At 68.7% G+C, this 23,013-nt stretch carries 37 protein-coding genes; 5 read left to right on the top strand and 32 right to left on the bottom strand.

The window, feature by feature from the left end:
• The first annotated feature begins 33 nt into the window (after nucleotides 1–33).
• On the top strand, nucleotides 34–1,707 hold the full coding sequence (locus tag ABEA34_RS15780; protein WP_345522326.1) for an NAD(P)/FAD-dependent oxidoreductase: 1,674 nt from the start codon (nucleotides 34–36) through the stop codon (nucleotides 1,705–1,707).
• On the opposite strand, the gene ABEA34_RS15775 is transcribed toward ABEA34_RS15780, so the two are convergent.
• Nucleotides 1,704–2,624, bottom strand: a complete 921-nt coding sequence (locus ABEA34_RS15775) for a PfkB family carbohydrate kinase (RefSeq protein WP_345522324.1) — start codon at nucleotides 2,622–2,624, stop codon at nucleotides 1,704–1,706. The two genes, ABEA34_RS15780 and ABEA34_RS15775, sit on opposite strands and share 4 nt — an antisense overlap.
• A 22-nt stretch (nucleotides 2,625–2,646) precedes the next feature.
• On the opposite strand from ABEA34_RS15775, the gene ABEA34_RS15770 reads away from it, so the two are divergent.
• Both ABEA34_RS15770 and ABEA34_RS15765 read left to right on the top strand, forming a co-directional pair.
• Entirely contained in the window at nucleotides 2,647–2,988 is a 342-nt protein-coding gene (locus tag ABEA34_RS15770; protein WP_345522323.1) for a GntR family transcriptional regulator, read from the top strand.
• 85 nt (nucleotides 2,989–3,073) lie between these two features.
• A complete protein-coding gene (locus ABEA34_RS15765) occupies nucleotides 3,074–3,820 on the top strand; it encodes a DUF2786 domain-containing protein (protein WP_345522321.1) in 747 nt (248 codons plus the stop codon).
• A gap of 30 nt (nucleotides 3,821–3,850) precedes the next feature.
• Here ABEA34_RS15765 and rplQ read toward each other — a convergent pair whose 3' ends face one another.
• The 7 genes from rplQ to infA form a co-directional block, all read right to left on the bottom strand.
• The gene (gene rplQ, locus ABEA34_RS15760; RefSeq protein WP_345522319.1) at nucleotides 3,851–4,426 is read right to left on the bottom strand and encodes a 50S ribosomal protein L17; all 576 of its coding nucleotides are present in this window, start codon (nucleotides 4,424–4,426) and stop codon (nucleotides 3,851–3,853) included.
• 71 nt (nucleotides 4,427–4,497) lie between these two features.
• Nucleotides 4,498–5,514, bottom strand: a complete 1,017-nt coding sequence (locus ABEA34_RS15755) for a DNA-directed RNA polymerase subunit alpha (RefSeq protein WP_345522317.1) — start codon at nucleotides 5,512–5,514, stop codon at nucleotides 4,498–4,500.
• Nucleotides 5,515–5,623: 109 nt separating this feature from the next.
• Nucleotides 5,624–6,232, bottom strand: a complete 609-nt coding sequence (gene rpsD, locus ABEA34_RS15750) for a 30S ribosomal protein S4 (RefSeq protein ID WP_345522316.1) — start codon at nucleotides 6,230–6,232, stop codon at nucleotides 5,624–5,626.
• Nucleotides 6,233–6,263: 31 nt separating this feature from the next.
• Complete coding sequence (gene rpsK, locus ABEA34_RS15745) at nucleotides 6,264–6,671, bottom strand: 30S ribosomal protein S11 (protein ID WP_028644819.1); 408 nt, start codon at nucleotides 6,669–6,671, stop codon at nucleotides 6,264–6,266.
• A 65-nt stretch (nucleotides 6,672–6,736) separates the two neighbouring features.
• Nucleotides 6,737–7,111 carry a 30S ribosomal protein S13 gene (gene rpsM, locus ABEA34_RS15740; RefSeq protein WP_345522315.1) on the bottom strand — a complete coding sequence of 125 codons (375 nt, stop codon included), beginning with the start codon at nucleotides 7,109–7,111 and terminating at the stop codon, nucleotides 6,737–6,739.
• Between the two features lie 160 nt (nucleotides 7,112–7,271).
• Nucleotides 7,272–7,385: a 50S ribosomal protein L36 gene (rpmJ, locus tag ABEA34_RS15735; RefSeq protein WP_011757308.1), complete on the bottom strand. Its 114-nt coding sequence runs from the start codon at nucleotides 7,383–7,385 to the stop codon at nucleotides 7,272–7,274.
• A 27-nt stretch (nucleotides 7,386–7,412) separates the two neighbouring features.
• Entirely contained in the window at nucleotides 7,413–7,634 is a 222-nt protein-coding gene (gene infA, locus ABEA34_RS15730; RefSeq protein WP_026145687.1) for a translation initiation factor IF-1, read from the bottom strand.
• Nucleotides 7,635–7,943: 309 nt separating this feature from the next.
• Between infA and ABEA34_RS15725 the strand changes: the two genes are divergently transcribed.
• On the top strand, nucleotides 7,944–8,459 hold the full coding sequence (locus ABEA34_RS15725) for an RNA polymerase sigma factor (RefSeq protein ID WP_345522314.1): 516 nt from the start codon (nucleotides 7,944–7,946) through the stop codon (nucleotides 8,457–8,459).
• Nucleotides 8,456–9,202 carry a hypothetical protein gene (locus ABEA34_RS15720; protein ID WP_345522313.1) on the top strand — a complete coding sequence of 249 codons (747 nt, stop codon included), beginning with the start codon at nucleotides 8,456–8,458 and terminating at the stop codon, nucleotides 9,200–9,202. Before ABEA34_RS15725 ends, ABEA34_RS15720 begins: the two co-directional genes overlap by 4 nt.
• A gap of 6 nt (nucleotides 9,203–9,208) precedes the next feature.
• On the opposite strand, the gene ABEA34_RS15715 is transcribed toward ABEA34_RS15720, so the two are convergent.
• From ABEA34_RS15715 to rplD, 24 genes are all read right to left on the bottom strand, one after another.
• Nucleotides 9,209–10,255 (bottom strand): LLM class flavin-dependent oxidoreductase, encoded by a 1,047-nt coding sequence (locus tag ABEA34_RS15715; RefSeq protein WP_345522312.1) that lies wholly within the window; start codon nucleotides 10,253–10,255, stop codon nucleotides 9,209–9,211.
• Between the two features lie 28 nt (nucleotides 10,256–10,283).
• Nucleotides 10,284–11,303, bottom strand: a complete 1,020-nt coding sequence (locus tag ABEA34_RS15710; protein WP_345522311.1) for a TerC family protein — start codon at nucleotides 11,301–11,303, stop codon at nucleotides 10,284–10,286.
• A gap of 149 nt (nucleotides 11,304–11,452) precedes the next feature.
• Nucleotides 11,453–12,265, bottom strand: coding sequence for a type I methionyl aminopeptidase (map, locus tag ABEA34_RS15705; RefSeq protein ID WP_425576886.1), 813 nt, complete (start codon nucleotides 12,263–12,265; stop codon nucleotides 11,453–11,455).
• A gap of 21 nt (nucleotides 12,266–12,286) precedes the next feature.
• On the bottom strand, nucleotides 12,287–12,862 hold the full coding sequence (locus tag ABEA34_RS15700) for an adenylate kinase (RefSeq protein WP_345522309.1): 576 nt from the start codon (nucleotides 12,860–12,862) through the stop codon (nucleotides 12,287–12,289).
• Nucleotides 12,862–14,166, bottom strand: coding sequence for a preprotein translocase subunit SecY (secY, locus tag ABEA34_RS15695; protein WP_345522802.1), 1,305 nt, complete (start codon nucleotides 14,164–14,166; stop codon nucleotides 12,862–12,864). The genes ABEA34_RS15700 and secY overlap by 1 nt, the downstream gene beginning before the upstream one ends.
• A 165-nt stretch (nucleotides 14,167–14,331) precedes the next feature.
• Complete coding sequence (rplO, locus tag ABEA34_RS15690; RefSeq protein ID WP_345522307.1) at nucleotides 14,332–14,772, bottom strand: 50S ribosomal protein L15; 441 nt, start codon at nucleotides 14,770–14,772, stop codon at nucleotides 14,332–14,334.
• A 1-nt stretch (nucleotide 14,773) separates the two neighbouring features.
• On the bottom strand, nucleotides 14,774–14,956 hold the full coding sequence (rpmD, locus tag ABEA34_RS15685; RefSeq protein WP_028644811.1) for a 50S ribosomal protein L30: 183 nt from the start codon (nucleotides 14,954–14,956) through the stop codon (nucleotides 14,774–14,776).
• Entirely contained in the window at nucleotides 14,956–15,576 is a 621-nt protein-coding gene (gene rpsE / locus ABEA34_RS15680) for a 30S ribosomal protein S5 (protein WP_345522303.1), read from the bottom strand. Before rpsE ends, rpmD begins: the two co-directional genes overlap by 1 nt.
• 39 nt (nucleotides 15,577–15,615) lie before the next feature.
• Complete coding sequence (rplR, locus tag ABEA34_RS15675; RefSeq protein WP_345522301.1) at nucleotides 15,616–15,999, bottom strand: 50S ribosomal protein L18; 384 nt, start codon at nucleotides 15,997–15,999, stop codon at nucleotides 15,616–15,618.
• A gap of 3 nt (nucleotides 16,000–16,002) precedes the next feature.
• Complete coding sequence (gene rplF, locus ABEA34_RS15670) at nucleotides 16,003–16,542, bottom strand: 50S ribosomal protein L6 (protein ID WP_345522300.1); 540 nt, start codon at nucleotides 16,540–16,542, stop codon at nucleotides 16,003–16,005.
• Between the two features lie 28 nt (nucleotides 16,543–16,570).
• Complete coding sequence (gene rpsH, locus ABEA34_RS15665) at nucleotides 16,571–16,978, bottom strand: 30S ribosomal protein S8 (protein ID WP_011757320.1); 408 nt, start codon at nucleotides 16,976–16,978, stop codon at nucleotides 16,571–16,573.
• Between the two features lie 83 nt (nucleotides 16,979–17,061).
• On the bottom strand, nucleotides 17,062–17,247 hold the full coding sequence (locus ABEA34_RS15660) for a type Z 30S ribosomal protein S14 (RefSeq protein ID WP_011757321.1): 186 nt from the start codon (nucleotides 17,245–17,247) through the stop codon (nucleotides 17,062–17,064).
• A 1-nt stretch (nucleotide 17,248) separates the two neighbouring features.
• On the bottom strand, nucleotides 17,249–17,824 hold the full coding sequence (gene rplE, locus ABEA34_RS15655; RefSeq protein ID WP_345522297.1) for a 50S ribosomal protein L5: 576 nt from the start codon (nucleotides 17,822–17,824) through the stop codon (nucleotides 17,249–17,251).
• Entirely contained in the window at nucleotides 17,824–18,189 is a 366-nt protein-coding gene (rplX, locus tag ABEA34_RS15650; protein WP_028644806.1) for a 50S ribosomal protein L24, read from the bottom strand. The genes rplE and rplX overlap by 1 nt, the downstream gene beginning before the upstream one ends.
• A gap of 3 nt (nucleotides 18,190–18,192) precedes the next feature.
• Complete coding sequence (gene rplN, locus ABEA34_RS15645) at nucleotides 18,193–18,561, bottom strand: 50S ribosomal protein L14 (protein ID WP_203338561.1); 369 nt, start codon at nucleotides 18,559–18,561, stop codon at nucleotides 18,193–18,195.
• A 73-nt stretch (nucleotides 18,562–18,634) separates the two neighbouring features.
• Entirely contained in the window at nucleotides 18,635–18,904 is a 270-nt protein-coding gene (gene rpsQ, locus ABEA34_RS15640; RefSeq protein ID WP_345522295.1) for a 30S ribosomal protein S17, read from the bottom strand.
• On the bottom strand, nucleotides 18,901–19,161 hold the full coding sequence (gene rpmC, locus ABEA34_RS15635) for a 50S ribosomal protein L29 (protein ID WP_345522294.1): 261 nt from the start codon (nucleotides 19,159–19,161) through the stop codon (nucleotides 18,901–18,903). The genes rpsQ and rpmC overlap by 4 nt, the downstream gene beginning before the upstream one ends.
• Nucleotides 19,161–19,580, bottom strand: coding sequence for a 50S ribosomal protein L16 (gene rplP / locus ABEA34_RS15630; RefSeq protein ID WP_345522293.1), 420 nt, complete (start codon nucleotides 19,578–19,580; stop codon nucleotides 19,161–19,163). The genes rpmC and rplP overlap by 1 nt, the downstream gene beginning before the upstream one ends.
• A 3-nt stretch (nucleotides 19,581–19,583) precedes the next feature.
• Nucleotides 19,584–20,429, bottom strand: a complete 846-nt coding sequence (gene rpsC, locus ABEA34_RS15625; protein ID WP_345522291.1) for a 30S ribosomal protein S3 — start codon at nucleotides 20,427–20,429, stop codon at nucleotides 19,584–19,586.
• Nucleotides 20,429–20,869, bottom strand: coding sequence for a 50S ribosomal protein L22 (gene rplV, locus ABEA34_RS15620; protein ID WP_345522290.1), 441 nt, complete (start codon nucleotides 20,867–20,869; stop codon nucleotides 20,429–20,431). Before rplV ends, rpsC begins: the two co-directional genes overlap by 1 nt.
• Nucleotides 20,866–21,147: a 30S ribosomal protein S19 gene (gene rpsS, locus ABEA34_RS15615; protein WP_056151906.1), complete on the bottom strand. Its 282-nt coding sequence runs from the start codon at nucleotides 21,145–21,147 to the stop codon at nucleotides 20,866–20,868. The genes rplV and rpsS overlap by 4 nt, the downstream gene beginning before the upstream one ends.
• A gap of 5 nt (nucleotides 21,148–21,152) precedes the next feature.
• Nucleotides 21,153–21,989 (bottom strand): 50S ribosomal protein L2, encoded by an 837-nt coding sequence (gene rplB / locus ABEA34_RS15610; RefSeq protein ID WP_345522289.1) that lies wholly within the window; start codon nucleotides 21,987–21,989, stop codon nucleotides 21,153–21,155.
• Between the two features lie 28 nt (nucleotides 21,990–22,017).
• Nucleotides 22,018–22,323 carry a 50S ribosomal protein L23 gene (gene rplW, locus ABEA34_RS15605; RefSeq protein ID WP_345522288.1) on the bottom strand — a complete coding sequence of 102 codons (306 nt, stop codon included), beginning with the start codon at nucleotides 22,321–22,323 and terminating at the stop codon, nucleotides 22,018–22,020.
• On the bottom strand, nucleotides 22,320–23,012 hold the full coding sequence (gene rplD / locus ABEA34_RS15600) for a 50S ribosomal protein L4 (protein ID WP_345522287.1): 693 nt from the start codon (nucleotides 23,010–23,012) through the stop codon (nucleotides 22,320–22,322). Before rplD ends, rplW begins: the two co-directional genes overlap by 4 nt.
• Nucleotide 23,013: the final 1 nt, after the last annotated feature.

The raw sequence follows: 23,013 nt of genomic DNA, 5'->3' as shown, positions 1-23,013 counted from the left end.
CAACTCTATTGCGCCGATGCCTACGCTTGTCCCGTGCCCAGTCCCTCGATCGTCCTCATCTCCGAGGAGCACCCCACCGAGATGCTCGCCGGCTTCGCGCGCTACCAGGCGGAGTACGACGTTCGGGTGGCCCGCTCCTGCCACGAGGCGCTGCTGACCACCCACGACATCGTCGCCGAGGGCGGCACGGTCGCGCTGTTCGCGAGCGAGTCCGTGCTGCCGGACGCGGAGGTCCTGCACTGCTTCCACAAGCTCCGCGAGAAGGTGCCCACCGCGCGACGCGTGATCGCCTGCCACTGGGACCGCTTCCTCACCGACGCACCCGGCCTGCGCGCCGGCATGGCCAAGGGCAAGTACGACGCGTTCCTCCTGATGCCGCGCGGCACGCGCGACGAGGAGTTCCACAACGCCATCACCGACCTGCTCTCCGACTGGGGATCGACCGTCCCCGACCCCGAGGTGGTCGCCGTCAAGATCATCTCGCCGTCGCGTGACGGGCTGACGATGGCGATCCGCGACTTCCTCGACCGGATGGGCATGCCGAGCCGCGTCTGGGAGCCCGACACCGACGCCGGACGCTACGTCCTCGAGAAGTGGGGTCGCGAGCCGGCGTACCCGCTCGTGTGCCGCGCCAACGGGGAGGTCATCCACGCCACGTCGGTGCGAGACGTCGCCATCAACGTCTACGGCGCCCCGACCGAGATCGACCTGGAGCACGTCGTCGACGTCGCCGTGGTCGGCGGCGGACCGGCCGGCCTCGCCGCCGCCGTCTACGCCGCGTCGGAGGGCCTCTCGACCGTGATCCTCGAGGCCGAGGCGATCGGCGGCCAGGCCGGCACCAGCTCGATGATCCGCAACTACCTCGGCTTCCCCCGCGGCATCTCCGGGATGCGGCTCGCCCAGCGGGCCCGCAACCAGGCGCTGCGCTTCGGCGCCCAGTTCTTCACCGGCCAGGTCGTCGACGAGCTGCGCCCCGGCTTCGACGGCGACCCGCACGTGCTGTGCACCGAGAGCGGGGAGGTCCGCGCCCGGTCGGTCGTCATCTCGAGCGGCGTCGCCTACCGCAAGCTGCGCGTCGAGCCCGTCGAGCAGCTCGTGGGGTCCGGTGTCTACTACGGCGCCGCGATGACGGCCGCCCGCGAGATGGACGGCCAGGACTTGTACGTCGTCGGCGGCGGCAACTCCGCCGGCCAGGCGGCCGTGCACCTGGCCCGGTTCGCCCGCTCGGTCACGATCCTGGTCCGCCGGCCCGACCTCGCCGAGACGATGTCGCAGTACCTGATCGGCGAGATCGAGTACAACTCCCGCATCTCCGTGCGCACCTGCACGGCGGTCGTCGACGGCGGTGGTGACGGGCGCCTGGAGTGGCTGGGACTCGAGGACGTGCGGACCGGCGAGCGCGAGCAGGTCCCGGCGTACGGCCTCTTCCTGCTGCTCGGCGCCGAGCCGCGCTGCGACTGGCTGCCACCCGAGGTGTCCCGCGACGAGCGCGGCTTCGTGCTCACGGGCCGCGACGTCCCCAAGGAGCGCTGGACCGACGGTCTGCCGCCCGAGAACCTCGCGACCACGGTGCCCGGCATCTTCGCGGCCGGCGACATCCGCGCGGGGTCGATGAAGCGGGTCGCCTCCGCGAGCGGTGAGGGTGCGTCCGTCGTACCCCTCGTGCACGCGTGGCTCGCGCCGGCGCCCGAGGGCGCTCCGGTCTAGGACGCGCCTGAGAGCTCCGAGCGGTACGGCGGGTCCGCGCCCGGGCGTGACACCGTCACGGCCGCGGCGCCCGCCGCGTGCGCCAGCACCTCGGCGACCTCGCTCGCGGGCAGGCTGGCCAGCGCGGCCCGCTGCCCGGAGCCGAGCCGGCCGCGGTCCCAGAGAGCGTCGAGGGTGGCGGCTCCGAAGGTGTCCCCCGCGCCGATCGTGTCGGCGACCTCGACGGGCAGCGACGCCACGTCGACGGTCGTGTCGGCGCCGAACCAGGTGGCACCGTCCGGACCACGGGTCACGACCACGGCCACCGGCCCGAGGCTCAGCAGGCGACGGGCGGCCTCCTCGATGCCGACGCCCGGGTAGAGCGCGGCCAGGTCCTCGTCCGACGCCTTCACCAGGTCGCTGACCGCGACCATCCGCTCGACCAGTGCGACGACGCCCGGCCCGGTGCCGGTGATGGCCGGCCGGGCGTTGATGTCGTAGCTGATCGTCGCGACCTCGCGCAGGCGGGACACCAGCGCGACGACGTCGGCGGCACCGGGCTCGAGGACGGCACCGAGCGAGCAGGTGTGCACCACCAGGGGCGGCGGGTCCACGTCGACGGGTCCGATCCGCCATTCCAGGTCGAACTCGTACGACGCCGCGCCGTCGGCGCCGAGCGTCGCAGCGGCCGTCGCGGTGCGAGCCAGCACGTGTGGGTCCGTCGCGAGCCGCACGCCCGCGCCCGCGAGGTGGTCGGCCAGGACCTGGCCCCGCTCGTCGTCGGCCCAGGCCGTCACGAACTGCACCGGACGCCCGAGCCGCGCGAGCGCGACGGCGACGTTGGCCGCGCTGCCGCCGGCGTACTCCCTGCTCGAGCCGTCGGCCGCGTGCACGATGTCGACCAGGGACTCACCCACCACCAGCACGTCGCGTTGCATGGGATGTCTCTACCATGCGGACATGCAGGTCCACCCGCTCGACTCGGACTCGGCCGTCCCGCCCTTCGAGCAGCTGCGCCACCAGATCGCCGACCGAGCGGCCTCCGGCGACCTGCCCGCCGGCACCCGGCTGCCCACCGTCCGCGCGCTCGCCGCCGAGCTCGGGCTGGCGGCCAACACGGTCGCCAAGGCCTACCGGGCGCTCGAGACCGACGGCGTGATCAGCACCGAGGGGCGTCGCGGGACGTTCGTCTCCGGAGCGAGCGGCAACGCGCGCGACGCCGCGGCGGCGTACGTCGCCACCGCGCGCCGCCTCGACCTCACCCTGTCGGAGGCGATCCGCCTGGTCGAGCAGTCCTGGTAGCCCAGCCCCTGTGGACGACCGGGACCGGCTGTCCCCGGCCACTGCGAAGGTGTGACCACGACGATCCCGACGACGCGGAGGCCGGATGACCACGACCGACGACCACCCCATCCTCGCCAAGGTGCGCAAGCTGCTGGCGCTCGCCGAGGATCCCGCCGCGACCACCCACGAGGCGGAGACCTACACCGCCAAGGCCGCCCAGCTGATCGCCGACTACGGCATCGACCAGGCGCTGCTCGCGGCGGCCGACCCGGCGGCCGACCTGGTGGGCGACCGCATCCTCGACCTCGACGCGCCGTACGCCGCCGACAAGGCCGACCTGCTCTCCACGATCGCCACGCTCCTGCGCTGCCGCGCCGTCACCCGGACCCGGCACACGGTGGCGGGCAAGGAGCGCTCGATGCACCTCTTCGGGCACGCCTCCGACCTCGAGCGGACCGAGCTGCTCTACACCAGCCTGCTGCTCCAGAGCGCCACCGGGCTGGCCCGGACGCCGGTGCCCCGCGGCGAGCACGCCGCCGCCTTCCGCCGCTCGTGGCTGGCGGGCTTCCGGATGGCCGTCGGCCGCCGCCTCTCCGCCGCCGAGGCCCGCGCCGAGAGCGAGGCTGCCCCCCGGTTCGCGGCCGCCGGTCGCTCCACCGGCCTCGTGCTCGCCGACCGGTCGGCCCAGGTCGAGTCGACGATGCACGCCGCCTACCCCCGAGTCACCACCGCCCGCCCCCGGTCGCTGTCCGGCTCCGGCATGGCCGACGGCTGGGCCGCCGGCCAGCGCGCCGACCTCGGTGGCCGACCGGTCGAGAGAACGACGAAGGCCCGCCACCTCGAGAGGTGACGGGCCTTCGGGTGTCGCTGTGACCTGGGGTCAGGCCTTGTCCTCGCCCTCGGCCGGAGCCTCGTCGGCGACGGGCTCCTCCTCGGCGACGACGCTCGCCTCCGGCGAGGCCTCGTCGACCATCTCGGTCGGCGCCTCCTCGACGGCGGTCTCCTCGGACGCGGTCTCCTCGACCGGAGCGTCCTCGACCGGAGCCGGGGCAGCAGCGGCCGGAGCGGCCTTCTTCGCCTTCGGCGCCGACGGCGTGTAGGCCTCGGTCACCAGCTCGATGACCGCCATGGGGGCGTTGTCGCCCTTGCGCGGACCGATCTTCGTGATCCGCGTGTAGCCACCCGGACGGCCGGCGAAGGCCGGCGCGATCTCGGTGAAGAGCACGTGGACGACCGACTTGTCGTGGATGGTCTTGAGGACCTCACGACGGTTGTGCAGGTCGCCCTTGATCGCCTTGGTGATCAGCTTCTCGGCGACGGGGCGCAGCGCGCGGGCGCGAGCCTCGGTCGTCGTGATCCGGCGGTGCTCGAAGAGCTGCGTCGACAGGTTCGACAGGATCAGACGCTGGTGAGCGGCACTACCGCCGAGGCGGGGACCCTTGGTGGGCTTAGGCATTGCTTGTCTCTTTTCTCTCCGGCCGTGTCAGGTACCGGGGTAGACGGCCAGCGATCGCTGGCCGGTTTGGGTCAGTACTGCTCGTCCTCGACGAAGGCGTCGTCCTCGTCGTCGCCGTACGCCGCGAGAGCGGCGTGCGGGTCGAAGCCGGGCGCGCTGTCCTTGAGGGACAGGCCCATCTCGACCAGCTTGGCCTTGACCTCGTCGATCGACTTCGCACCGAAGTTGCGGATGTCGAGCAGGTCCTGCTCCGAGCGGCTGATGAGCTCACCCACGGTGTGGATGCCCTCGCGCTTGAGGCAGTTGTAGGAACGAACGGTCAGCTGCAGGTCCTCGACCGGGAGGGCGAGGTCGGCGGCGAGCTGCTCGTCGACGGGCGACGGGCCGATGTCGATGCCCTCGGCCTCGACGTTCAGCTCACGCGCCAAGCCGAAGAGCTCGACCAGGGTCTTGCCGGCCGAGGCGATCGCGTCGCGGGGACGGATCGACGGCTTGGTCTCGACGTCGATGACGAGCTTGTCGAAGTCGGTGCGCTGCTCGACACGAGTCGCCTCGACCTTGTAGGTGACCTTCATGACCGGGCTGTAGATCGAGTCGACCGGCATCCGGCCGATCTCGTTGTCCGCGCCCTTGTTCTGGACGGCGGACACGTAGCCACGGCCACGCTCCACGACCAGCTCCATCTCCAGCTTGCCCTTGTCGGACAGCGTGGCGATCTTGAGGTCGGGGTTGTGGACCTCGACACCGGCCGGGGGCGCGATGTCAGCGGCGGTCACGTCACCGGCACCCGACTTGCGCAGGTACATGGTGACGGGCTCGTCGTGCTCCGAGGAGACGACCAGGCCCTTGAGGTTGAGGATGATCTCGGTGACGTCTTCCTTGACGCCCTCGATCGTCGAGAACTCGTGGAGGACGGTGTCGACCTTGATGCTGGTGACCGACGCACCCGGGATGGAGCTCAGGAGCGTACGCCGCAGCGAGTTGCCGAGGGTGTAGCCGAAGCCAGGCTCCAGCGGCTCGATCACGAACCGCGAGCGGAACTCGTCGACGGACTCTTCCGACAGGGTGGGGCGCTGTGCGATAAGCACTGGTTCTTTCCTTTCCGGGCCTACCCGCTATTTGACAGGTCCGAATGTGCTGGTGACGGAAGGATGGTTGGCCCCTGCCCCGCCGTGAGGCGGGGCAGGAACCCGGGTGTCACTTCTTCGAGTAGTACTCGACGATGAGCTGCTCCTGGACCGGCAGATCGATCTGCGCACGGACCGGGACCTGGTGCACGAGGACGCGCATCCGGGACGGGATCGCCTCGAGCCACGCCGGGACGATGCGCTCGCCGTGGGTCTCGCGAGCCACGATGAACGGCGTCATCTCCAGCGACTTCTCACGGACGTCGATGACGTCGTGAGCGGTGACCTGGAAGGACGGGATGTCGACCTTCCGGCCGTTCACCAGGAAGTGGCCGTGGTTGACCAGCTGGCGAGCGTGCCGACGCGTGCGGGCGAAGCCCGCGCGGTAGACGACGTTGTCGAGGCGGCACTCGAGCAGCTGCAGCAGGTTGTCGCCGGTCTTGCCCGCGCGGCGCGATGCCTCGACGTAGTAGTTGTGGAACTGCTTCTCCATCACGCCGTAGGTGAAGCGAGCCTTCTGCTTCTCCTGCAGCTGAGAGCGGTACTCGCTCTCCTTGATGCGCGCACGGCCGTGCTGGCCGGGGGGGTACGGGCGACGCTCGAAAGCGGAGTCGCCACCGACGAGGTCGACGCCGAGGCGGCGCGACTTCCGGGTCATGGGTCCGGTGTAACGGGCCATTTCTACAAGTCTCCTGTTCTCGGTCGCTGAATCAGACGCGGCGACGCTTGGGCGGGCGGCAGCCGTTGTGGGGCGTAGGCGTGACGTCCTGGATGGTGCCGACCTCGAGGCCGATCGCACCCAGGGACCGGATCGCCGTCTCGCGGCCCGAACCCGGGCCCTTGACGAAGACGTCGATCTTCTTCATGCCGTGCTCCATCGCCCGGCGTCCGGCAGCCTCAGCGGCCATCTGCGCAGCGAACGGGGTGGACTTGCGCGAGCCCTTGAAGCCGACGGTGCCGGCCGAGGCCCACGAGATGACCGCCCCAGTGGGGTCGGTGATCGTGACGATGGTGTTGTTGAACGTGCTCTTGATGTGGGCTTCGCCCACGGCGACGTTCTTCTTCTCCTTGCGGCGCACCTTCTTGGCGCCAGCCGCGGTGCGGCTCTTGGGAGGCATGCAGTTATCTCCTGAAGTAGCTGGTCTGTGTGTGAGAGGTCAGTGACTCGCGCGAACGCAAGGGGTCACTTGGCCTTCTTCTTGCCGGCAACCGTGCGCTTCGGGCCCTTGCGGGTACGAGCGTTGGTCTTGGTGCGCTGGCCGCGGACCGGGAGGCCCTGGCGGTGGCGGCGACCCTGGTAGCTGCCGATCTCGATCTTGCGACGGATGTCAGCCTGGACCTCGCGACGGAGGTCACCCTCGATCTTGAAGTTGGCTTCGATCGCGTCGCGGAGCTTGACCAGCTCTTCGTCTCCCAGCTCGTGCACGCGGAGGTTGGGGCTGACCCCGGTGGTCTCCAGGAGCTGCTGGGCGCGGGTACGGCCGATGCCGTAGATGTAGGTAAGTGCGATCTCGATGCGCTTGTCGCGCGGGAGGTCAACACCAACGAGGCGTGCCATGTGGCGGTTTCCTTCTCAGTTCCACAGAGGTGTCTGTCGTGTCGCGTCCCGTCCCTCGTCGGACGGGCTCCGGCCTTCTGCTCCGGAGGTGGTTCGGGTCCTGGTGGGCCCTAAGCGATCACGTTGAGGTTGTTTCAGTTGTCGTGCTGCTGAGCTGTGCTCAGCCCTGCCGCTGCTTGTGACGCGGGTTCTCGCAGATCACCATGACGCGGCCGTGGCGACGGATCACCTTGCACTTGTCGCAGATCGGCTTGACGCTGGGCTTGACCTTCACGGAGGGAGGTCCTTTCGTGGCTGGTTGTTACTTGTAGCGGTAGACGATCCGACCTCGCGTGAGGTCGTACGGAGAGAGCTCCACCACCACGCGGTCCTCGGGGAGGATCCGGATGTAGTGCTGGCGCATCTTGCCGCTGATGTGGGCGAGGACCTTGTGGCCATTGCTCAGCTCGACGCGGAACATGGCATTGGGCAGGGCTTCCGTAATGGTGCCCTCGAGCTCGATCACGCCTTCTTTCTTCGGCATGTCCTCCACAATCTGTCGATCGGTTGTCTACCGTGGTGCACCGGAGCCGGACTGGGCCGACACCGGGTTGGCCCGGGAACCTCCACCGCTCGGAAGCGGTGGTGGACCTCGTGCAGCCGCTCCAGGAACCTCATCCCGGGCACGCCACCGAACCGCCCCCTCGAGCGATTTCACTGGCTCCCGGGCAGCCGCGAGGCACCACGAAGCAGACCCACGTTGGGCCGACACGCCAGTTTACGCGGAAACGGCTGCGAAACACGAATCAGCTCGACGATGTGGCACTGCGGGCCCCCGGAGGCACTACCTGACGTGAGGGACACCGAGGCACGAGACCGGCTGGCGGCCATCTACGACGAGTGCGCTCCGCGAGTCTACGCGTACGCCGTGCGGCACTGCGGCCCGGTGGACGCCGACGACGTCATCGCCGAGACCTTTGCCGTCGCGTGGCGCCGGATCGACGTCGTACCCGAGCCGGCCATCGGCTGGTTGATCGTGACCGCTCGCAACGTGGTCAACGGTCGGCGTCGTGCCGACCGCAAGCACCTCGAGCTCGCCGGGCTGGCCGCCGAGACCACCCGTCCCGACGAACCGGCGGCCGAGGACGTCGCCGTACGGCGGCGCGAGGTGCTCGACGCCCTGGACTCCCTGTCCGAGCGCGAGCGCGAGGCGCTGCTCCTCACCGCCTGGGACGGACTCGACCACGCCGCGGCCGCCGCCGTGGCGGGCTGCAGCACCCGCGCGTTCCGTGCCCGCCTGATGCGGGCTCGGGCCCGCCTCACCGCCCACCTGTCCGAGACCCGTACGCCCGAGAGGAACCCCGCATGAACGTCGACGAGCTCCTGCGCGAGACCAGGCCCGATGCCGAGCGCTGGCGGCCGCACACCGAGCAGGTCCGCGCCGACCTGCTGACCAGGGCGACGGCTCGACGCCGGCCCGCACGCCGGCCGCTGCGCGCCGTCGCCGCGGCCGCCGCGCTGGCCACGGTCGGGGTCGGCGGAGTCGCCTACGCGACCGGCGGGGTCCCCGAGCTGGTCACGCAGGTCACCGACCAGTTCGGCGACGACGCCGGGGTCGTTCCGGCGGACCGCCCGCATCCCACCCAGGTCGTCGACCTCCGGCTCCCGGACGGGAGCCGGTTCGCGGCCTGGCACGGCGGCTCCGACGCGATGGAGTGTCTGGTCTACACCGACCGCTGGGACGGCTCGCAGATCACGGGGACCGGCGGCGGCCTCTGCAGTGACGGCGCCGAGTTCGACCAGCAGGTGATCGCGTGGGCGGAGAACACGTCCGGGACCACCTTCTACCCGGTCATCGTCGGGGACGCCGACGACGCCGCCCGGGTGCGGATCTCCGGGACGTTCGCCGGGACCGGGGAGCCCGTGGAGCTGACCGTCCCGGTGGACCCGGCCACCGACTTCTACGCGGCAGTGCTCCCAGGGACCAACGACCACCCCTGGGCCTACCACGACAAGGGTTTCCGCGGGTTCCGCGACAGCGACGACGTCACGCTCGAGTTCCTCGACGCCGAGGGCCACGTGCTCCGCACCGAGCTGGCGCCGCCCGCCTGAACCGGCTCAGTCCGCGAGGAGGCGCAGCGTCTCCTCGCGGGCGGGGCTGCGGTCGGGATCGGTGCCGGTGTAGGCGCCGCCCACCGGGTGCACCATCACCTCGTCGACGTCGTACGTCGCGGCCAGCTCGGCGATCCGCGCCCGCGCGGTCTCGGCCGAGCCGATCACCCAGCGCTGCGACATCGCATCCATCAGGTCGAGGTGCGCCGGCGGGAGCTCGACCTTCTCGGCCTCCTCCACCAGGCGCTGCGGCTTGAGGTCGCCGCCGGTCCGCAGCGTCAGCATCGCCTGGAGCTGGGGCAGCGCCAACCGGCGCGCCTCCTCGTCGGTGTCGGCGACGGAGGCGTTGACGGTCAGGAAGGTACGGGGTGCTGCCAGCTCCGGCGAGGGACGGAAGCTCGAGCGGTAGAGCTCGATGGCCTCGGCGGTGCCGCTGCCCGAGAAGTGGTGCGCGAAGACGTAGGGCATGCCCTTCTCCGCGGCCAGCCGGGCCGAGTAGTCGGAGGACCCGAGCAGCCAGATCATCGGCACCGACCGGGCACCCGGCGTCGCCTTGAGCGGGTAGGTGCGTCCCTGGACCGACAGCCCGACACCGTCCGGCTCCATCATCGCGAGCACGTTGTCGACGTACTCGGGGAAGTGCGTGACGGCCTCGTCGCTGACCCCGCCGGCGCCGTGCCGCAGCGCGTAGCTGGTGACCGGGTCACTGCCCGGCGCGCGTCCGATCCCGAGGTCGATCCGACCCGGGAACGCCGCCTCGAGCAGCGCGAACTGCTCGGCGACCACGAGCGGCGCGTGGTTGGGCAGCATCACGCCGCCCGAGCCCACCCGGATCCGCGACGTCGCGCCCGCCACCAGCCCGATCAGGACCGGCGGGTTGGTCGCCGCGACGGCCGGCATGTTGTGGTGCTCCGCGAGCCAGTAGCGCTCGTAGCCCAGGTCGTCGGCGGCCCGGGCGAGCGCCAGGGTCGACGACAGCGCGTCCCGGGTGTCCTGGTCGTTGCGCACCGGGACGAGGTCGAGCACGGACAGGGTCGTACGGCGTTCGCTCACTCTGTCTCAACAGCCCCGGGGCCGACGGCTATTCCTCCGGGGACCGCAGGCTCGACGTCTTGTCCTCGATCTCCGCCTCGCTCATCTTCGATGCCGCGAAGAGGCTCAGCCCGGCCGTCACGGCCAGGGTCACCACGATGACGCCGAGGCTGACGAGCGCCGAGATGTCCGGGACGTTTACGTGCTCGCCCCCGTTGATGAAGCGCAGCTCGTTCTCGTGCAGGGCGTGCAGCACCAGCTTGACGCCGATGAAGGCGAGGATGAACGCGAGGCCCAGCGACAGGTAGACCAGCCGCTTGAGCAGTCCGCCGAGCAGGAAGTAGAGCTGGCGCAGCCCCATCAGCGCGAACACGTTGGCGGTGAAGACCAGGTAGGGCTCCTGGGTGATGCCGAAGATCGCCGGGATCGAGTCCAGCGCGAACAGCAGGTCGGTGGTGCCCAGGGCGATGATCACGATCAGCATCGGCGACACGACGCGGGAGCCGTTCACGCGGTACCAGAGCTTGAGGCCGCGGAACTCCTCGCCCACGTTGAGGTGCGACTGCGCGAACTTCACGACCCGGTTCTCCTCCGGGTGCTCGTCCTCGTGGCTGCGGTAGCTCCTGATGAGCGACACCGCGGTGTAGACGAGGAAGGCGCCGAACGCGTAGAAGACCCAGCTGAAGTTCTCGATGAGCTGGTAGCCGAGGGCGATGAAGATCGCGCGGAAGACCAGGGCCAGGACGATGCCGACCATCAGCGCTTCCTGCTGGTACTCGCGCGGCACCTTCAGGGCGGCCATCAAGATGATAAACACGAAGAGGTTGTCGATGGATAGCGAGTACTCCGTCAGCCAGCCGGCGTAGAACTGGACACCGAGGTCGTGGCCGTGTGCCAGCCAGATCCACGCGCCGAAGGCGATCGCGGCACCGACGTACACACTGAGGGCGATCGCGCACTCGCGCATCGTCGGCTCATGGGGGTCGCGGGCGATGACGACGATGTCGAAGGCCAGGACGGCCACGGTGACACCGATGGTGATGGCCCATTCGAGGGTGGAGATCTCCACGGGAACAGCTCCTGCAGTTGGGGGGACGACGAGTCGTCAGAGGTCTCTTCCGCCGCCTAGGCGACCCGCGGGCCCGGAGCTCTCACTCGTGTTGACGAACCCGCAGCGAAGGAATACTCCCCCCTGCGTGGCTCATCCTGTCACAGGTGTCAGCGTCCGCCGAAACGCACGCCGAGCGCGGACAGCTGCTGCTCTCCCCCGTCGAGCGCGGTGAGCACCCAGGTGCCCTCGGGAGTGATCGTGAAGGTGTGCTCGAAGTGGGCGGCCCGGCTGCCGTCGGTGGTGATGACGGTCCACTCGTCCTCGAGGAGATCGGTCTCCTTCGTCCCGAGCGTGATCATCGGCTCGACGGCGAGGGCGAGACCCGGGACCAGGCGGGGACCCTTGCCCGGCCTCCCGTAGTTGGGGACGTCCGGCGGCTGGTGCATCGCGGAGCCGATGCCGTGCCCGGTGTAGTCCTCGACGATGCCGAAGGAGCCCTGGGAGCGCACGTGGCGCTCCACCGCGTGCGAGATGTCGGTGACCCGGCCGCCGAGGTGCGCAGCGGCGATCCCGCGCCACATCGACTGCTCGGTCACGTCCATCAGGGCGGTCAGGTCCGCGGGGACCTCCCCGACGGCCACGGTGATCGCTGCGTCGCCGTGCCACCCGTCGACGATCGCGCCGCAGTCGATCGACACGACGTCACCGTCGGCGAGCACCCGGTCGCCGGGGATGCCGTGGACCACCTCGTCGTTGACCGACGCACAGATGGAGGCCGGGAAGCCGTGGTAGCCGAGGAACGACGGGGTCGCGCCCGAGGTGCGGATGTGGTCCTCCGCGATGCCGTCGAGCTCACCGGTCGAGACGCCGGCGCGCACGTGCCCGCGGAGCAGCTCGAGCGTCCGGCCGACCACCAGGCCGGCCTTGCGCATGAGGTCGATCTGCTCCGGCGCCTTGATCTCGACGCCGCGGTCCAGCAGTCCCATCAGGGCAGCCGCCGGTCAGCTCTCAGGAATGACGTCGAGCGCGTCGAAGATCCGGGCGGTGACCTCGGTGACCTCGCCGAGGCCGTCGATCTCGTGGACGATCCCACGGGAGCGGTAGACCTCGATCAATGGCTCGGTCTGCTCGAGGTAGACCTCCTGGCGGCGGCGGATGACGTCCTCGGTGTCGTCGGCCCGACCCTCGACCTGCGCCCGCTGCAGCAGCCGCGCGACGATCTCGTCCTGGTCCACCGTCAGGCAGACGACGGCGTCGAGCTGGTGGCCGGTGAACTTGATCATCCCGTCGAGTTCCTCGACCTGCGAGAGCGTCCGCGGGTAGCCGTCGAGGAGGAAGCCGGACACCGCGTCGGGCGCGTCGATGCGGTTGCGCACCATGCGGTTCGTGACCTCGTCCGGGACGTACTCGCCCGCGTCCATGTAGCGCTTGGCCTCGAGGCCGAGCTCCGTCCCCTCGGAGACGTTGGCGCGGAAGATGTCGCCGGTCGAGACCGCCGGGATCTTGAAGTGCTCGGCGATGAAGCGTGCCTGCGTGCCCTTGCCTGCCCCGGGCGGACCCATGATGATCAAGCGCATTAGCGGAGGAATCCTTCGTAGTTGCGCTGCTGGAGCTGGCTCTCGATCTGCTTCACCGTGTCGAGCGCGACGCCGACCATGATCAGGATGCTGGTGCCGCCGAACGGGAAGCTCTGGCTGGCACCGATCACGGCGAAGGCAATCAGCGGGATCAGCGCGACGAGGCCGAGGTAGAGAGCACCCGGCAGCGTGATGCGGGACAGGACGTAGGAGAGGTACTCCTCGGTCGGCTTGCCCGCCCGGATCCCGGGGATGAAGCCGCCGTACTTCTTCATGTTGTCTGCCACCTCTTGCGGGTTGAAGGTGATGGAGACGTAGAAGTACGTGAAGAAGACGATCAGTGCGAAGAACAGGAGCATGTAGAGCGGGTGGTCGCCGCGCACGAGGTGCGCGTTGATCCAGTCCAGGACCGAGTTGCTGGAGTTCTGGTTGAACTGGACGATCATCGCCGGCAGGTAGAGCAGCGACGACGCGAAGATGACGGGGATGACGCCGGCCTGGTTGACCTTCAGCGGGATGTACGTCGAGCTGCCGCCGAACATCTTGCGGCCGACCATCCGTCGGGCGTACTGCACCGGGATCCGGCGCTGCGCCTGCTCGACGTAGATGACCGCCGCGATGATCACCATGCCGATGACGAGCACCACGCCGAGGACCCAGTAGCCCTTCGACTGCTGGACGGCCCACAGCGAGGCGGGGAAGCCGGCGACGACCTGGGTGAAGATCATCAGCGACATGCCGTTGCCGATGCCGTGCTCGGTGATCAGCTCACCGAGCCACATGATCACGGCCGTGCCGGCGGTCATGGTGACGACCATGACCAGGAAGGTCGCGGTCCCGTCGTCGTGCAGCAGGTTCTCGTTGCAGCCCGCCAACAGGTTGCCGGAGCGCGCGAGCGCGACGATGCCGGTGGCCTGGAGCACGGCGAGGCCGAGCGTCAGGTAGCGGGTGTACTGGGTGATCTTGGTCTGACCCGACTGCCCTTCCTTCTTCAGGGCCTCGAGCCGCGGGATCACCACGACGAGCAGCTGCAGGATGATGCTGGCCGTGATGTACGGCATGATCCCGAGCGCGAAGATGGTCAGCTGGAGCAGCGCTCCGCCGGAGAAGAGGTTGACCAGGTTGTAGAGCCCGGCGCTGTCGCCTTCCTTGGCGAGGTCCACGCAGGTGCGGACGTTGGCGACGTCGACACCCGGGGTCGGGATCTGGGATCCGAGTCGGAAGATCACGATGATCAACAGGACGAACAGCAGCTTGCGCCGCAGGTCCGGGGTCCGGAAAGCGTTCGCGAACGCGCTCAGCACGAGATCCTCTTTCTCCAAGCGTGAAGCGGCCCCTGCGACTCACTCGCAAGGACCCGGTGAAGCCTAACAGGCGACCTCGAGGGGCCAGAATGCGCATCGGGCGCGGCAGCCCTGCCGTACGGCAGGACCACCGCGCCCAGAATGCTGGAGCAGGTCAAACCCGCGTCACACCACGGTCGTGGTGCCGCCGGCAGCCTCGATCTTCTCCTTGGCCGAGCCGGAGAACGCGTTGGCGCTCACCTGGACCGCCACGGACAGGTCGCCCTGGCCGAGGACCTTGACCGGGTGACCGTCGCGGACGGCGCCCTTCGCCACGAGGTCGTCGACGCCGATGGCGCCACCCTCGGGGAAGAGGTCGCTGATCCGGTCGAGGTTGACGACCTGGAACTCGACCTTGAAGGGGTTCTTGAAGCCCTTGAGCTTCGGCAGACGCATGTGGATCGGCATCTGGCCACCCTCGAAGGCAACCGGGACCTGGTAGCGAGCCTTGGTGCCCTTGGTACCGCGGCCCGCGGTCTTGCCCTTCGAGCCCTCACCGCGACCCACACGGGTCTTCGCGGTCTTGGCGCCGGGAGCCGGACGCAAGTGGTGCAGCTTGAGCGTCATGTCACTCGACCTCCTCAACCGTCACGAGGTGACGAACGGTGTTGACCATGCCGCGGATCTCCGGGCGGTCTTCCTTCACGACAACATCGCCGATCCGCTTGAGACCGAGCGTGCGCAGGGTCTCGCGCTGGTTGGCCTTGATGCCGACGGTGCCACGCTTCTGCTGGACCTTGAGCTGAGCCATCAGTGCGACACCTCCTCGGACACCCCGGCCGGGACCTCCAGCCGCGCCCGAAGGAGCGCAGCCGGGGCCACCTGCTCGACGGGCAGGCCACGACGAGCGGCAACAGCCTCGGGCTGCTCCAGCATCTTCAGGGCCGCGACCGTCGCGTGGACGATGTTGATCTGGTTGGACGACCCGAGCGACTTGCTCAGGATGTCGTGGATGCCGGCGCACTCGAGTACGGCGCGCACGGGGCCACCGGCGATCACACCGGTACCAGGGGCGGCCGGACGCAGCATGACGACGCCTGCGGCCTTCTCGCCCTGGACCGGGTGCGGGATCGTGCCCTGGATGCGAGGGACGCGGAAGAAGTTCTTCTTCGCCTCCTCGACACCCTTGGCGATCGCAGCCGGGACTTCCTTGGCCTTGCCGTATCCGACACCGACGAGACCGTCACCGTCACCGACGATCACGAGGGCGGTGAAGCTGAAGCGACGACCACCCTTCACGACCTTGGCGACACGGTTGATCGCGACGACGCGCTCGATGTAGGCGGTCTTCTCAGCACCCTGGCCGCCGCGACGATCGTCACGACCCCCCTGGCGCCCGCCACCACGCTGTCCGCGCTGGGCTCCGCTCATGAGACTCTTCCTCTTCTCTCTACTTCGTATCTATCGCGATCAGAAGGTCAGGCCGCCGGCGCGAGCGCCGTCCGCCAGTGCCGCGATGCGGCCGTGGTACTTGTTGCCGGCGCGGTCGAAGACAACGCCCTCGACACCAGCCGACTTGGCACGCTCGGCGACGAGCTCGCCGACCTTCTTGGCCTTCGCCGTCTTGTCGCCCTCGAAGCCGCGCAGGTCCGCCTCCATGGTGGAGGCGTACGCCAGCGTCTTCCCGACCAGGTCGTCAACGACCTGGACCGTGATGTGCTTCGTGGAACGGGTGACCACCAGGCGCGGACGCTCGGCGGTCCCGGAGATCTTCTTGCGACCCCGGACCTGGCGACGCAGGCGCGACTTGGTGCGCGCTGCGGTGTGCTTGTTGTTAGAAAGTGAGATCGCCATGGGTCACTTACCAGCCTTTCCGACCTTGCGGCGGATGTGCTCACCCGAGTAGCGAACGCCCTTGCCCTTGTAGGGCTCCGGCTTCCGCAGCTTGCGGATGTTCGCAGCAACCTCACCGACGAGCTGCTTGTCGATGCCCTGGACACCGAGCTTCGTCGGGGTCTCCACCGTGAAGGTGATGCCCTCGGGGGCGTTGAACGTGATGGGGTGCGAGTAGCCGAGCTGGAACTCCAGCTGGGTCGGACCCTTGGACAGGACGCGGTAACCCACGCCCACGATCTCGAGCTTCTTCTCGTAGCCCTCGGTCACACCCACGACCATGTTGTTGACCAGGGTGCGGGTGAGGCCGTGCAGAGCCTTGCTCTGACGCTCGTCGTCGGGACGCTTGACGTCGAGGACGCCCTCGCCCTGCTCGACCGTGATCGGCTCCGCAACGGTGTGGGACAGGGTGCCCTTGGGGCCCTTGACCGTCACCAGCGGACCATCGATCGCGATGTCGACACCGGACGGGACCGCGACGGGGAGCTTGCCAATACGCGACATGCTGTTTTACTCCTTCTCGGTCTCGTCGTTACCAGACGTAGGCGAGGACTTCCCCACCCACGCCCTTCTGGTTTGCCTGGCGGTCGGTCAGCAGGCCCTGGCTCGTCGAGATGATCGCGACGCCCAGTCCGCCGAGCACCTTCGGGAGACCCGTGTGCTTGGCGTAGACCCGCAGGCCCGGCTTGCTGATGCGGCGCACACCGGCGATGGAACGCTCGCGGTTGCGGCCGTACTTCAGGGTGATGGTCAGCGTCTTGCCGACCTCGCCCTCGGCGGGCTCCGTCACGTCGTACGACGTGATGTAGCCCTCCTGCTTGAGGATGTCGGCGACACCCTGCTTGAGCTTGCTGTACGGCATGGACACCGCGTCGTGGTACGCCTGGTTGGCGTTGCGCAGACGAGTGAGCATGTCTGCGATCGGGTCTGTCATCGTCATGATGTGGTTCTTTCTCGCCGTGGTTTCGCGCCGGCTCCCTGCGTGGCAGGAGAGGCCGGGCGACCTTCAGCGTGTAGAGGTGATTACCAGGAGGACTTGGTCACGCCGGGGAGCTCGCCGCGGTGCGCCATCTCCCGGAGGCAGATGCGGCACAGGCCGAACTTCCGGTAGACGGCCTTCGGGCGGCCGCAGCGCTGGCAACGGGTGTAGCCACGCACCGCGAACTTCGGCTTGCGGGCGGCCTTGACCTTGAGAGCGGTCTTCGCCATGTCAGTTCTCCTTGAACGGGAAGCCGAGCTGCTTCAACAGCGCGCGACCCTGCTCGTCGTTGGTGGCGGTCGTGACGATGGTGATGTCCATCCCGCGCGACCGGTCGATCCGGTCCTGGTCGATCTCGTGGAACATGACCTGCTCGGTCAGACCGAAGGTGTAGTTGCCACGGCCGTCGAACTGGCCCGGGTTCAGGCCACGGAAGTCACGGATCCGGGGCAGCGCCAGCGACAGCAGGCGGTCCAGGAACTCCCACATCCGGTCGCCGCGCAGCGTGGTGTGCGCGCCGATCGGCATGCCCTCGCGCAGCTTGAACTGCGCGATGGACTTGCGGGCCTTCGTGACGAGCGGCTTCTGGCCGGTGATGGCGGTGAGGTCCTTGACCGCGCCTTCGATCAGCTTCGAGTCGCGAGCGGCCTCGCCGACACCCATGTTGACCACGATCTTGGTCAGGCCGGGCACCTGCATGACGTTGGCGATCTCGAACTCCGCCTGGATCGCGGGGAGGATCTCCTCGCGGTAGCGGGTCTTCAGACGCGGGGTGACCGCCGCGGAGGCGGTAGAGGTCTCGGTCATCAGATTTCCTTGCCGGTCTTGCGCGAGATGCGAACGCTGCGCTCAGCCTGGTAGGTCGAGCCGTCGGGACGACGCTTGGTGACCTCGTCACGGCGGAAGCCGATCCGGGTCACGCCGCCGTCCTCGACCAGCATCACGTTCGAGATGTGGATCGGGGCCTCGGCGGTGATGATGCCGCCGGTGGTGCCGGCGCGACCGCCCTGGTTGACGACCTTGGTGTGCCGCTTGATGCGGTTGACACCCTCGACGATCACCCGCTGCTCCTCACGGAGCACCTGGATGACCTTGCCCTCGGCACCCTTGTCCTTGCCTGCGATCACCTTGACGGTGTCGCCCTTCTTGATGTTCACGCTGTTCTTGCCCATGAGTCAGAGCACCTCCGGCGCGAGCGAGATGATCTTCATGAACTTCTTCTCGCGCAGCTCGCGACCCACCGGGCCGAAGATACGGGTGCCTCGCGGCTCCCCGTCGGTCTTGAGGATGACGGCGGCGTTCTCGTCGAAGCGGATGTACGAACCGTCCGGGCGGCGGCGCTCCTTGACGGTGCGCACGATGACGGCCTTGACGACGTCACCCTTCTTCACGTTGCCACCCGGGATCGCGTCCTTCACGGTGGCGACGATGACGTCGCCGATACCGGCGTAGCGCCGACCCGAGCCACCGAGAACACGGATGCAAAGGATTTCCTTCGCACCGGTGTTGTCGGCGACCTTGAGTCGCGACTCCTGCTGGATCATCAGTTTCTCCTGGTTGTCGAGCTGGTTCTCAGGCCCTCACGGGACGTGAGCCTTGCCGAACTGAAATGGGTTGTTACTTGGCCTTCTCGAGGATCTGCACGACGCGCCAACGCTTGGTGGCGGACAGCGGGCGGGTCTCCATGAGGAGCACGCGGTCGCCGATGCCGCACTCGTTGTTCTCGTCGTGCGCCTTGTACTTGCTGGTCCGGCGGAGGACCTTGCCGTACATGGCGTGCTTGACGCGGTCTTCGACCGACACGACGACGGTCTTGTCCATCTTGTCGGAGACGACCAGGCCCTCGCGGGTCTTGCGGGCGTTCCGCTCAGCGGTCTGCTCGCTCACTTGGCGTCACCATCCTCGTTGCTGTGCTGCTCATCGGTTTCGTGGCCCGGGGTGGGGCGGATGCCGAGCTCGCGCTCACGCACCACGGTGTAGATCCGGGCGATGTCCTTCTTGACCGTCCGCAGGCGGCCGTGGCTCTCCAGCTGGCCAGTGGCCGCCTGGAAACGGAGGTTGAAGAGCTCCTCCTTGGCCTCGCGCAGCTTGGACTCGAGGTCCACAGCGTTCAGGTCGTCGAGCTCGTGAGACTTGACTGCCATCAGAATTCACCTGCCTCACGGGAAATGAACCGGCACTTCAGCGGGAGCTTGTGCATCGCGAGGCGCATGGCCTCACGAGCGACGCTCTCGTCGACGCCGGAGAGTTCGAACATGACACGGCCGGGCTTGACGTTCGCGACCCACCACTCCGGCGAACCCTTGCCGGAACCCATGCGGGTCTCGGCCGGCTTCTTGGTCAGCGGGCGGTCCGGGTAGATGTTGATCCAGACCTTGCCGCCACGCTTCATGTGGCGGGTCATCGCGATACGAGCCGACTCGATCTGGCGGTTCGTCACGTACGAACCCTCGAGGGCCTGGAGGCCGAACTCGCCGAAGGCGAGCTTCGTCCCACCCTTGGCCGCACCCGTCCGCTTGGGGTGGTGCTGCTTGCGGTGCTTGACACGACGGGGCATCAACATGGCTCAGGCCTCCTTCGGAGCGTCAGCGGCCGGAGCCGAGGCCTCGACCGGAGCGTCGGCAGCGGGAGCGGCGTCGCCGCGGTCCGCACGCGTCGGGCGGTCGGCCCGGGTGCCCCGGGTCGGACGCTCGGCGCCACGCGCACCACCACGGGCGCCATCACGCGCACCGCCACGGCCGGGGACACCGGCGCGGGCAGCAGCCTGCGCCTGGCGCTCGGCACGGGTGCCGGCGACCTCGCCCTTGTAGATCCAGACCTTCACGCCGATGCGGCCGAAGGTCGTCTTGGCCTCGTAGAAGCCGTAGTCGATGTCGGCCCGCAGCGTGTGCAGCGGGACGCGACCCTCGCGGTAGAACTCGGTGCGAGACATCTCGGCGCCGTTGAGGCGGCCCGAGCACTGGATCCGGATGCCCTTGGCACCGGACCGCATCGAGGTCTGCATGGCCTTGCGCATGGCGCGACGGAACTGCACGCGACCGGTGAGCTGCTCGGCAACACCCTGGGCGACCAGCTGCGCGTCGATCTCGGGGTTCTTGACCTCGAGGATGTTCAGCTGCACCTGCTTGCCGGTGAGCTTCTCGAGCTCGCCACGGATGCGGTCGGCCTCGGCGCCACGGCGACCGATGACGATGCCGGGACGCGCGGTGTGGATGTCCACACGGACGCGGTCACGGGTGCGCTCGATCTCGACCTTGGAGATGCCGGCCCGCTCCATGCCCTTGGAGAGCAGCTTGCGGATGGCGACGTCCTCGCCGACGTACGCCTTGTACAGCTTGTCGGCGTACCAACGGCTCTTGTGGTCCGTGGAGATGCCCAAGCGGAAGCCGTTCGGGTTGATCTTCTGGCCCATCAGGCACTCTTCCTCTTCTTGGGGGTCGCCTTGGCAGCGGCCGCGACCTCTGCAGGCTGGACGACCAGCGTGATGTGGCTGGTGCGCTTGTTGATGCGGGTCGCACGACCCTGCGCACGCGGACGCCACCGCTTCATCGTGGGGCCCTCGTCGACCTGCGCGACGGAGATGACCAGGTCGCCGGTGCTGAGACCCTCAGTGGTCTCGGCGTTCGCGACGGCACTGTTCAGCACCTTCAGGACGGTCTCGGCGGCGGCCTGCGGCGCGAACTTGAGCAGCGGGCGAGCCTCCTCGACGGACATGCCGCGGACCATGTCGACGACACGGCGGGCCTTCATCGGGGTGATCCGCACGAAGCGGGCGCTCGCGAAGGCTCCGGGCTGGTCGCCGAGAAGCGTCTCGCGGCGCGCGCTGGTGCGCTGGCGCTCGGTGGTGCTCATCGACGACGCCCCTTCCGGTCTTCCTTGACGTGCCCGCGGTAGGTGCGGGTGGGAGCGAACTCCCCGAGCTTGTGGCCGACCATCGCGTCGGTCACGAAGACCGGCACGTGCTTGCGACCATCGTGGACGGCGATCGTGTGGCCGATCATGTCCGGGATGATCATGGAACGGCGCGACCACGTCTTGATGACGTTGTGGGAGCCCTTCGCGTTCTCGGCATCCACCTTCTTCTGAAGGTGGTCGTCGATGAAGGGGCCCTTCTTCAGGCTGCGAGGCATCTCAGTTACTTCCTACCCTTGCCGGACTTGCGGCGACGGATGATCTGGGAGTCGGAGGCCTTGCGCTTGCGCGTACGGCCCTCGGGCTTGCCCCACGGGGAGACCGGGTGACGGCCACCGGAGGTCTTGCCCTCGCCACCACCGTGCGGGTGGTCGACCGGGTTCATGACGACACCGCGGACGGTCGGGCGCTTGCCCTTCCAGCGCATGCGGCCGGCCTTGCCCCAGTTGATGTTGGACTGCTCGGCGTTGCCGACCTCACCAACGGTGGCGCGGCAACGCACGTCCACGAACCGCATCTCGCCCGAGGGCAGACGCAGCGTGGCGCGGGAGCCCTCACGGGCGACCAGCTGGGCGCTGTTGCCCGCGGAGCGGGCGATCTTAGCCCCGCCGCCGGGACGCAGCTCCACGCAGTGGATCGTCGTACCGACGGGGATGTTGCGCAGCGGCAGGTTGTTGCCCGGCTTGATGTCGGCGTTGGGACCCGACTCGACCGGCGTGCCCTGCGTCAGGTCCTTCGGCGCGATGATGTAGCGCTTCTCGCCGTCGGCGTAGTGCAGCAGCGCGATGCGCGCGGTGCGGTTCGGGTCGTACTCGATGTGCGCGACCTTGGCCGGCACGCCGTCCTTGTCGTAGCGGCGGAAGTCGATGATGCGGTAGGCCCGCTTGTGACCGCCACCCTGGTGCCGGGTGGTGATCCGGCCCTGGTTGTTGCGGCCGCCCTTCTTGGGCAGCGGTCGCGTCAGCGACTTCTCCGGAGTGGTCCGGGTGATCTCGGCAAAGTCGGCGACCGACGAGCCGCGACGGCCCGGGGTGGTCGGCTTGTACTTACGGATAGCCATGTGTGTTCAGTCCTCTAGTCCGCGCCGGTCAGGAGACCGGGCCTCCGAAGATGTCGATACGGTCGCCCTCGGCGAGGCTGACGATCGCGCGCTTCGTGTCCTTGCGCTTGCCCAGACCGTTGCGGGTGCGACGAGTCTTGCCCGAGCGGTTGAGCGTGTTGACCGACGTGACCTTGACGTTGAACACCTTCTCGACCGCGATCTTGATCTCGGTCTTGTTCGCGTCCGGGTGCACCAGGAAGGTGTACTTGTTCGCGTCGAGGAGCGAGTAGCTCTTCTCGGACACGACCGGCGCGAGCAGGATGTCGCGGGGGTCCTTGTGCAGGGTGCTCACGAAGCAACCTCCTCGGTGGTGGTCTGGGCGGCGCCGCTCACGAAGGCGTCGAAGGCGCCCTGGGTGAAGACGACGTCGTCGGACGCCAGCACGTCGTACGTGTTGAGCTGGTCGACCGCCACGATGTGCACCTGGGGCGCGTTGCGCAGCGACAGCCAGGTGACCGAGTCGGTGCGCTCGAGCACGACGAGGAAGCTGGTGCGGTCCGAGAGCGACGCCAGACCGGCCAGGGCGGCCTTGGTCGACGGCGCCTCGGCGCTGATCAGCGCGTCGACGACGTGCAGACGGTCGTTGCGGGCCCGGTCGGACAGGGCGCCACGCAGGGCGGCGGCCTTCATCTTCTTGGGGGTCCGCTGGTCGTAGTCGCGCGGCTTGGGACCGTGGACGACGCCACCGCCGGCGAACTGCGGCGCGCGGGTCGAGCCCTGACGGGCGCGACCGGTGCCCTTCTGCTTGTAGGGCTTGCGGCCACCGCCGCGGACCTCGCCGCGACGCTTGGTCGAGTGCGTGCCCTGGCGAGCAGCGGCCTGCTGGGCCACGACGACCTGGTGGATCAGCGGGATGTTGACCTCGACGTCGAAGATCTCGGCGGGAAGGTCGACCGTGGCCTTCTTGGGGGCAGCGGTCTTCTTCGCGGCGGTCTTCTTCGCGGCCGTCTTCTTGGCGGCGGGCTTCTCAGTGGTAGCCATG

Origin of the sequence: Nocardioides conyzicola (assembly GCF_039543825.1) — a bacterium.
Taxonomy (GTDB): Bacteria; Actinomycetota; Actinomycetes; order Propionibacteriales; family Nocardioidaceae; genus Nocardioides; species Nocardioides conyzicola.
This window is presented reverse-complemented; position numbering and strand designations above follow the sequence as displayed.

Bases quoted from the DNA above. Each gene is read 5' to 3' on its own strand.
- infA (WP_026145687.1), bottom strand. From the start codon at position 7,634: ATGCCGAAGAAAGAAGGCGTGATCGAGCTCGAGGGCACCATTACGGAA.
- rpsC (WP_345522291.1), bottom strand. From the start codon at position 20,429: ATGGGCCAGAAGATCAACCCGAACGGCTTCCGCTTGGGCATCTCCACG.
- ABEA34_RS15770 (WP_345522323.1), top strand. From the start codon at position 2,647: ATGCAGGTCCACCCGCTCGACTCGGACTCGGCCGTCCCGCCCTTCGAG.
- ABEA34_RS15775 (WP_345522324.1), bottom strand. From the start codon at position 2,624: ATGCAACGCGACGTGCTGGTGGTGGGTGAGTCCCTGGTCGACATCGTG.
- rpsS (WP_056151906.1), bottom strand. From the start codon at position 21,147: ATGCCTCGCAGCCTGAAGAAGGGCCCCTTCATCGACGACCACCTTCAG.
- rpsE (WP_345522303.1), bottom strand. From the start codon at position 15,576: ATGAGCGGAGCCCAGCGCGGACAGCGTGGTGGCGGGCGCCAGGGGGGT.
- rpmD (WP_028644811.1), bottom strand. From the start codon at position 14,956: ATGGCTCAGCTCAAGGTCCAGCAGAAGCGTGGCACCGTCGGCATCAAG.
- rplO (WP_345522307.1), bottom strand. From the start codon at position 14,772: ATGACGCTCAAGCTGCACCACTTGCGTCCGGCTCCCGGCGCCAAGACC.
- rpsH (WP_011757320.1), bottom strand. From the start codon at position 16,978: ATGACGATGACAGACCCGATCGCAGACATGCTCACTCGTCTGCGCAAC.
- rplD (WP_345522287.1), bottom strand. From the start codon at position 23,012: ATGGCTACCACTGAGAAGCCCGCCGCCAAGAAGACGGCCGCGAAGAAG.
- rpsD (WP_345522316.1), bottom strand. From the start codon at position 6,232: ATGGCCCGTTACACCGGACCCATGACCCGGAAGTCGCGCCGCCTCGGC.
- rplR (WP_345522301.1), bottom strand. From the start codon at position 15,999: ATGGCGATCTCACTTTCTAACAACAAGCACACCGCAGCGCGCACCAAG.
- ABEA34_RS15700 (WP_345522309.1), bottom strand. From the start codon at position 12,862: ATGCGCTTGATCATCATGGGTCCGCCCGGGGCAGGCAAGGGCACGCAG.
- rpmC (WP_345522294.1), bottom strand. From the start codon at position 19,161: ATGGCAGTCAAGTCTCACGAGCTCGACGACCTGAACGCTGTGGACCTC.
- rplF (WP_345522300.1), bottom strand. From the start codon at position 16,542: ATGTCGCGTATTGGCAAGCTCCCCGTCGCGGTCCCGTCCGGTGTCGAC.
- rplP (WP_345522293.1), bottom strand. From the start codon at position 19,580: ATGTTGATGCCCCGTCGTGTCAAGCACCGCAAGCAGCACCACCCCAAG.
- ABEA34_RS15765 (WP_345522321.1), top strand. From the start codon at position 3,074: ATGACCACGACCGACGACCACCCCATCCTCGCCAAGGTGCGCAAGCTG.
- rpsK (WP_028644819.1), bottom strand. From the start codon at position 6,671: ATGCCTCCCAAGAGCCGCACCGCGGCTGGCGCCAAGAAGGTGCGCCGC.
- rplX (WP_028644806.1), bottom strand. From the start codon at position 18,189: ATGGGCAAGAACAGCGTGAACATCAAGAAGGGCGACACCGTCAAGGTG.
- rpsM (WP_345522315.1), bottom strand. From the start codon at position 7,111: ATGGCACGCCTCGTTGGTGTTGACCTCCCGCGCGACAAGCGCATCGAG.
- rplV (WP_345522290.1), bottom strand. From the start codon at position 20,869: ATGAGCACCACCGAGCGCCAGCGCACCAGCGCGCGCCGCGAGACGCTT.
- ABEA34_RS15660 (WP_011757321.1), bottom strand. From the start codon at position 17,247: ATGGCGAAGACCGCTCTCAAGGTCAAGGCCGCCCGCAAGCCGAAGTTC.
- rplQ (WP_345522319.1), bottom strand. From the start codon at position 4,426: ATGCCTAAGCCCACCAAGGGTCCCCGCCTCGGCGGTAGTGCCGCTCAC.
- ABEA34_RS15720 (WP_345522313.1), top strand. From the start codon at position 8,456: ATGAACGTCGACGAGCTCCTGCGCGAGACCAGGCCCGATGCCGAGCGC.
- rplN (WP_203338561.1), bottom strand. From the start codon at position 18,561: ATGATCCAGCAGGAGTCGCGACTCAAGGTCGCCGACAACACCGGTGCG.
- rplB (WP_345522289.1), bottom strand. From the start codon at position 21,989: ATGGCTATCCGTAAGTACAAGCCGACCACCCCGGGCCGTCGCGGCTCG.
- rplE (WP_345522297.1), bottom strand. From the start codon at position 17,824: ATGACCGAGACCTCTACCGCCTCCGCGGCGGTCACCCCGCGTCTGAAG.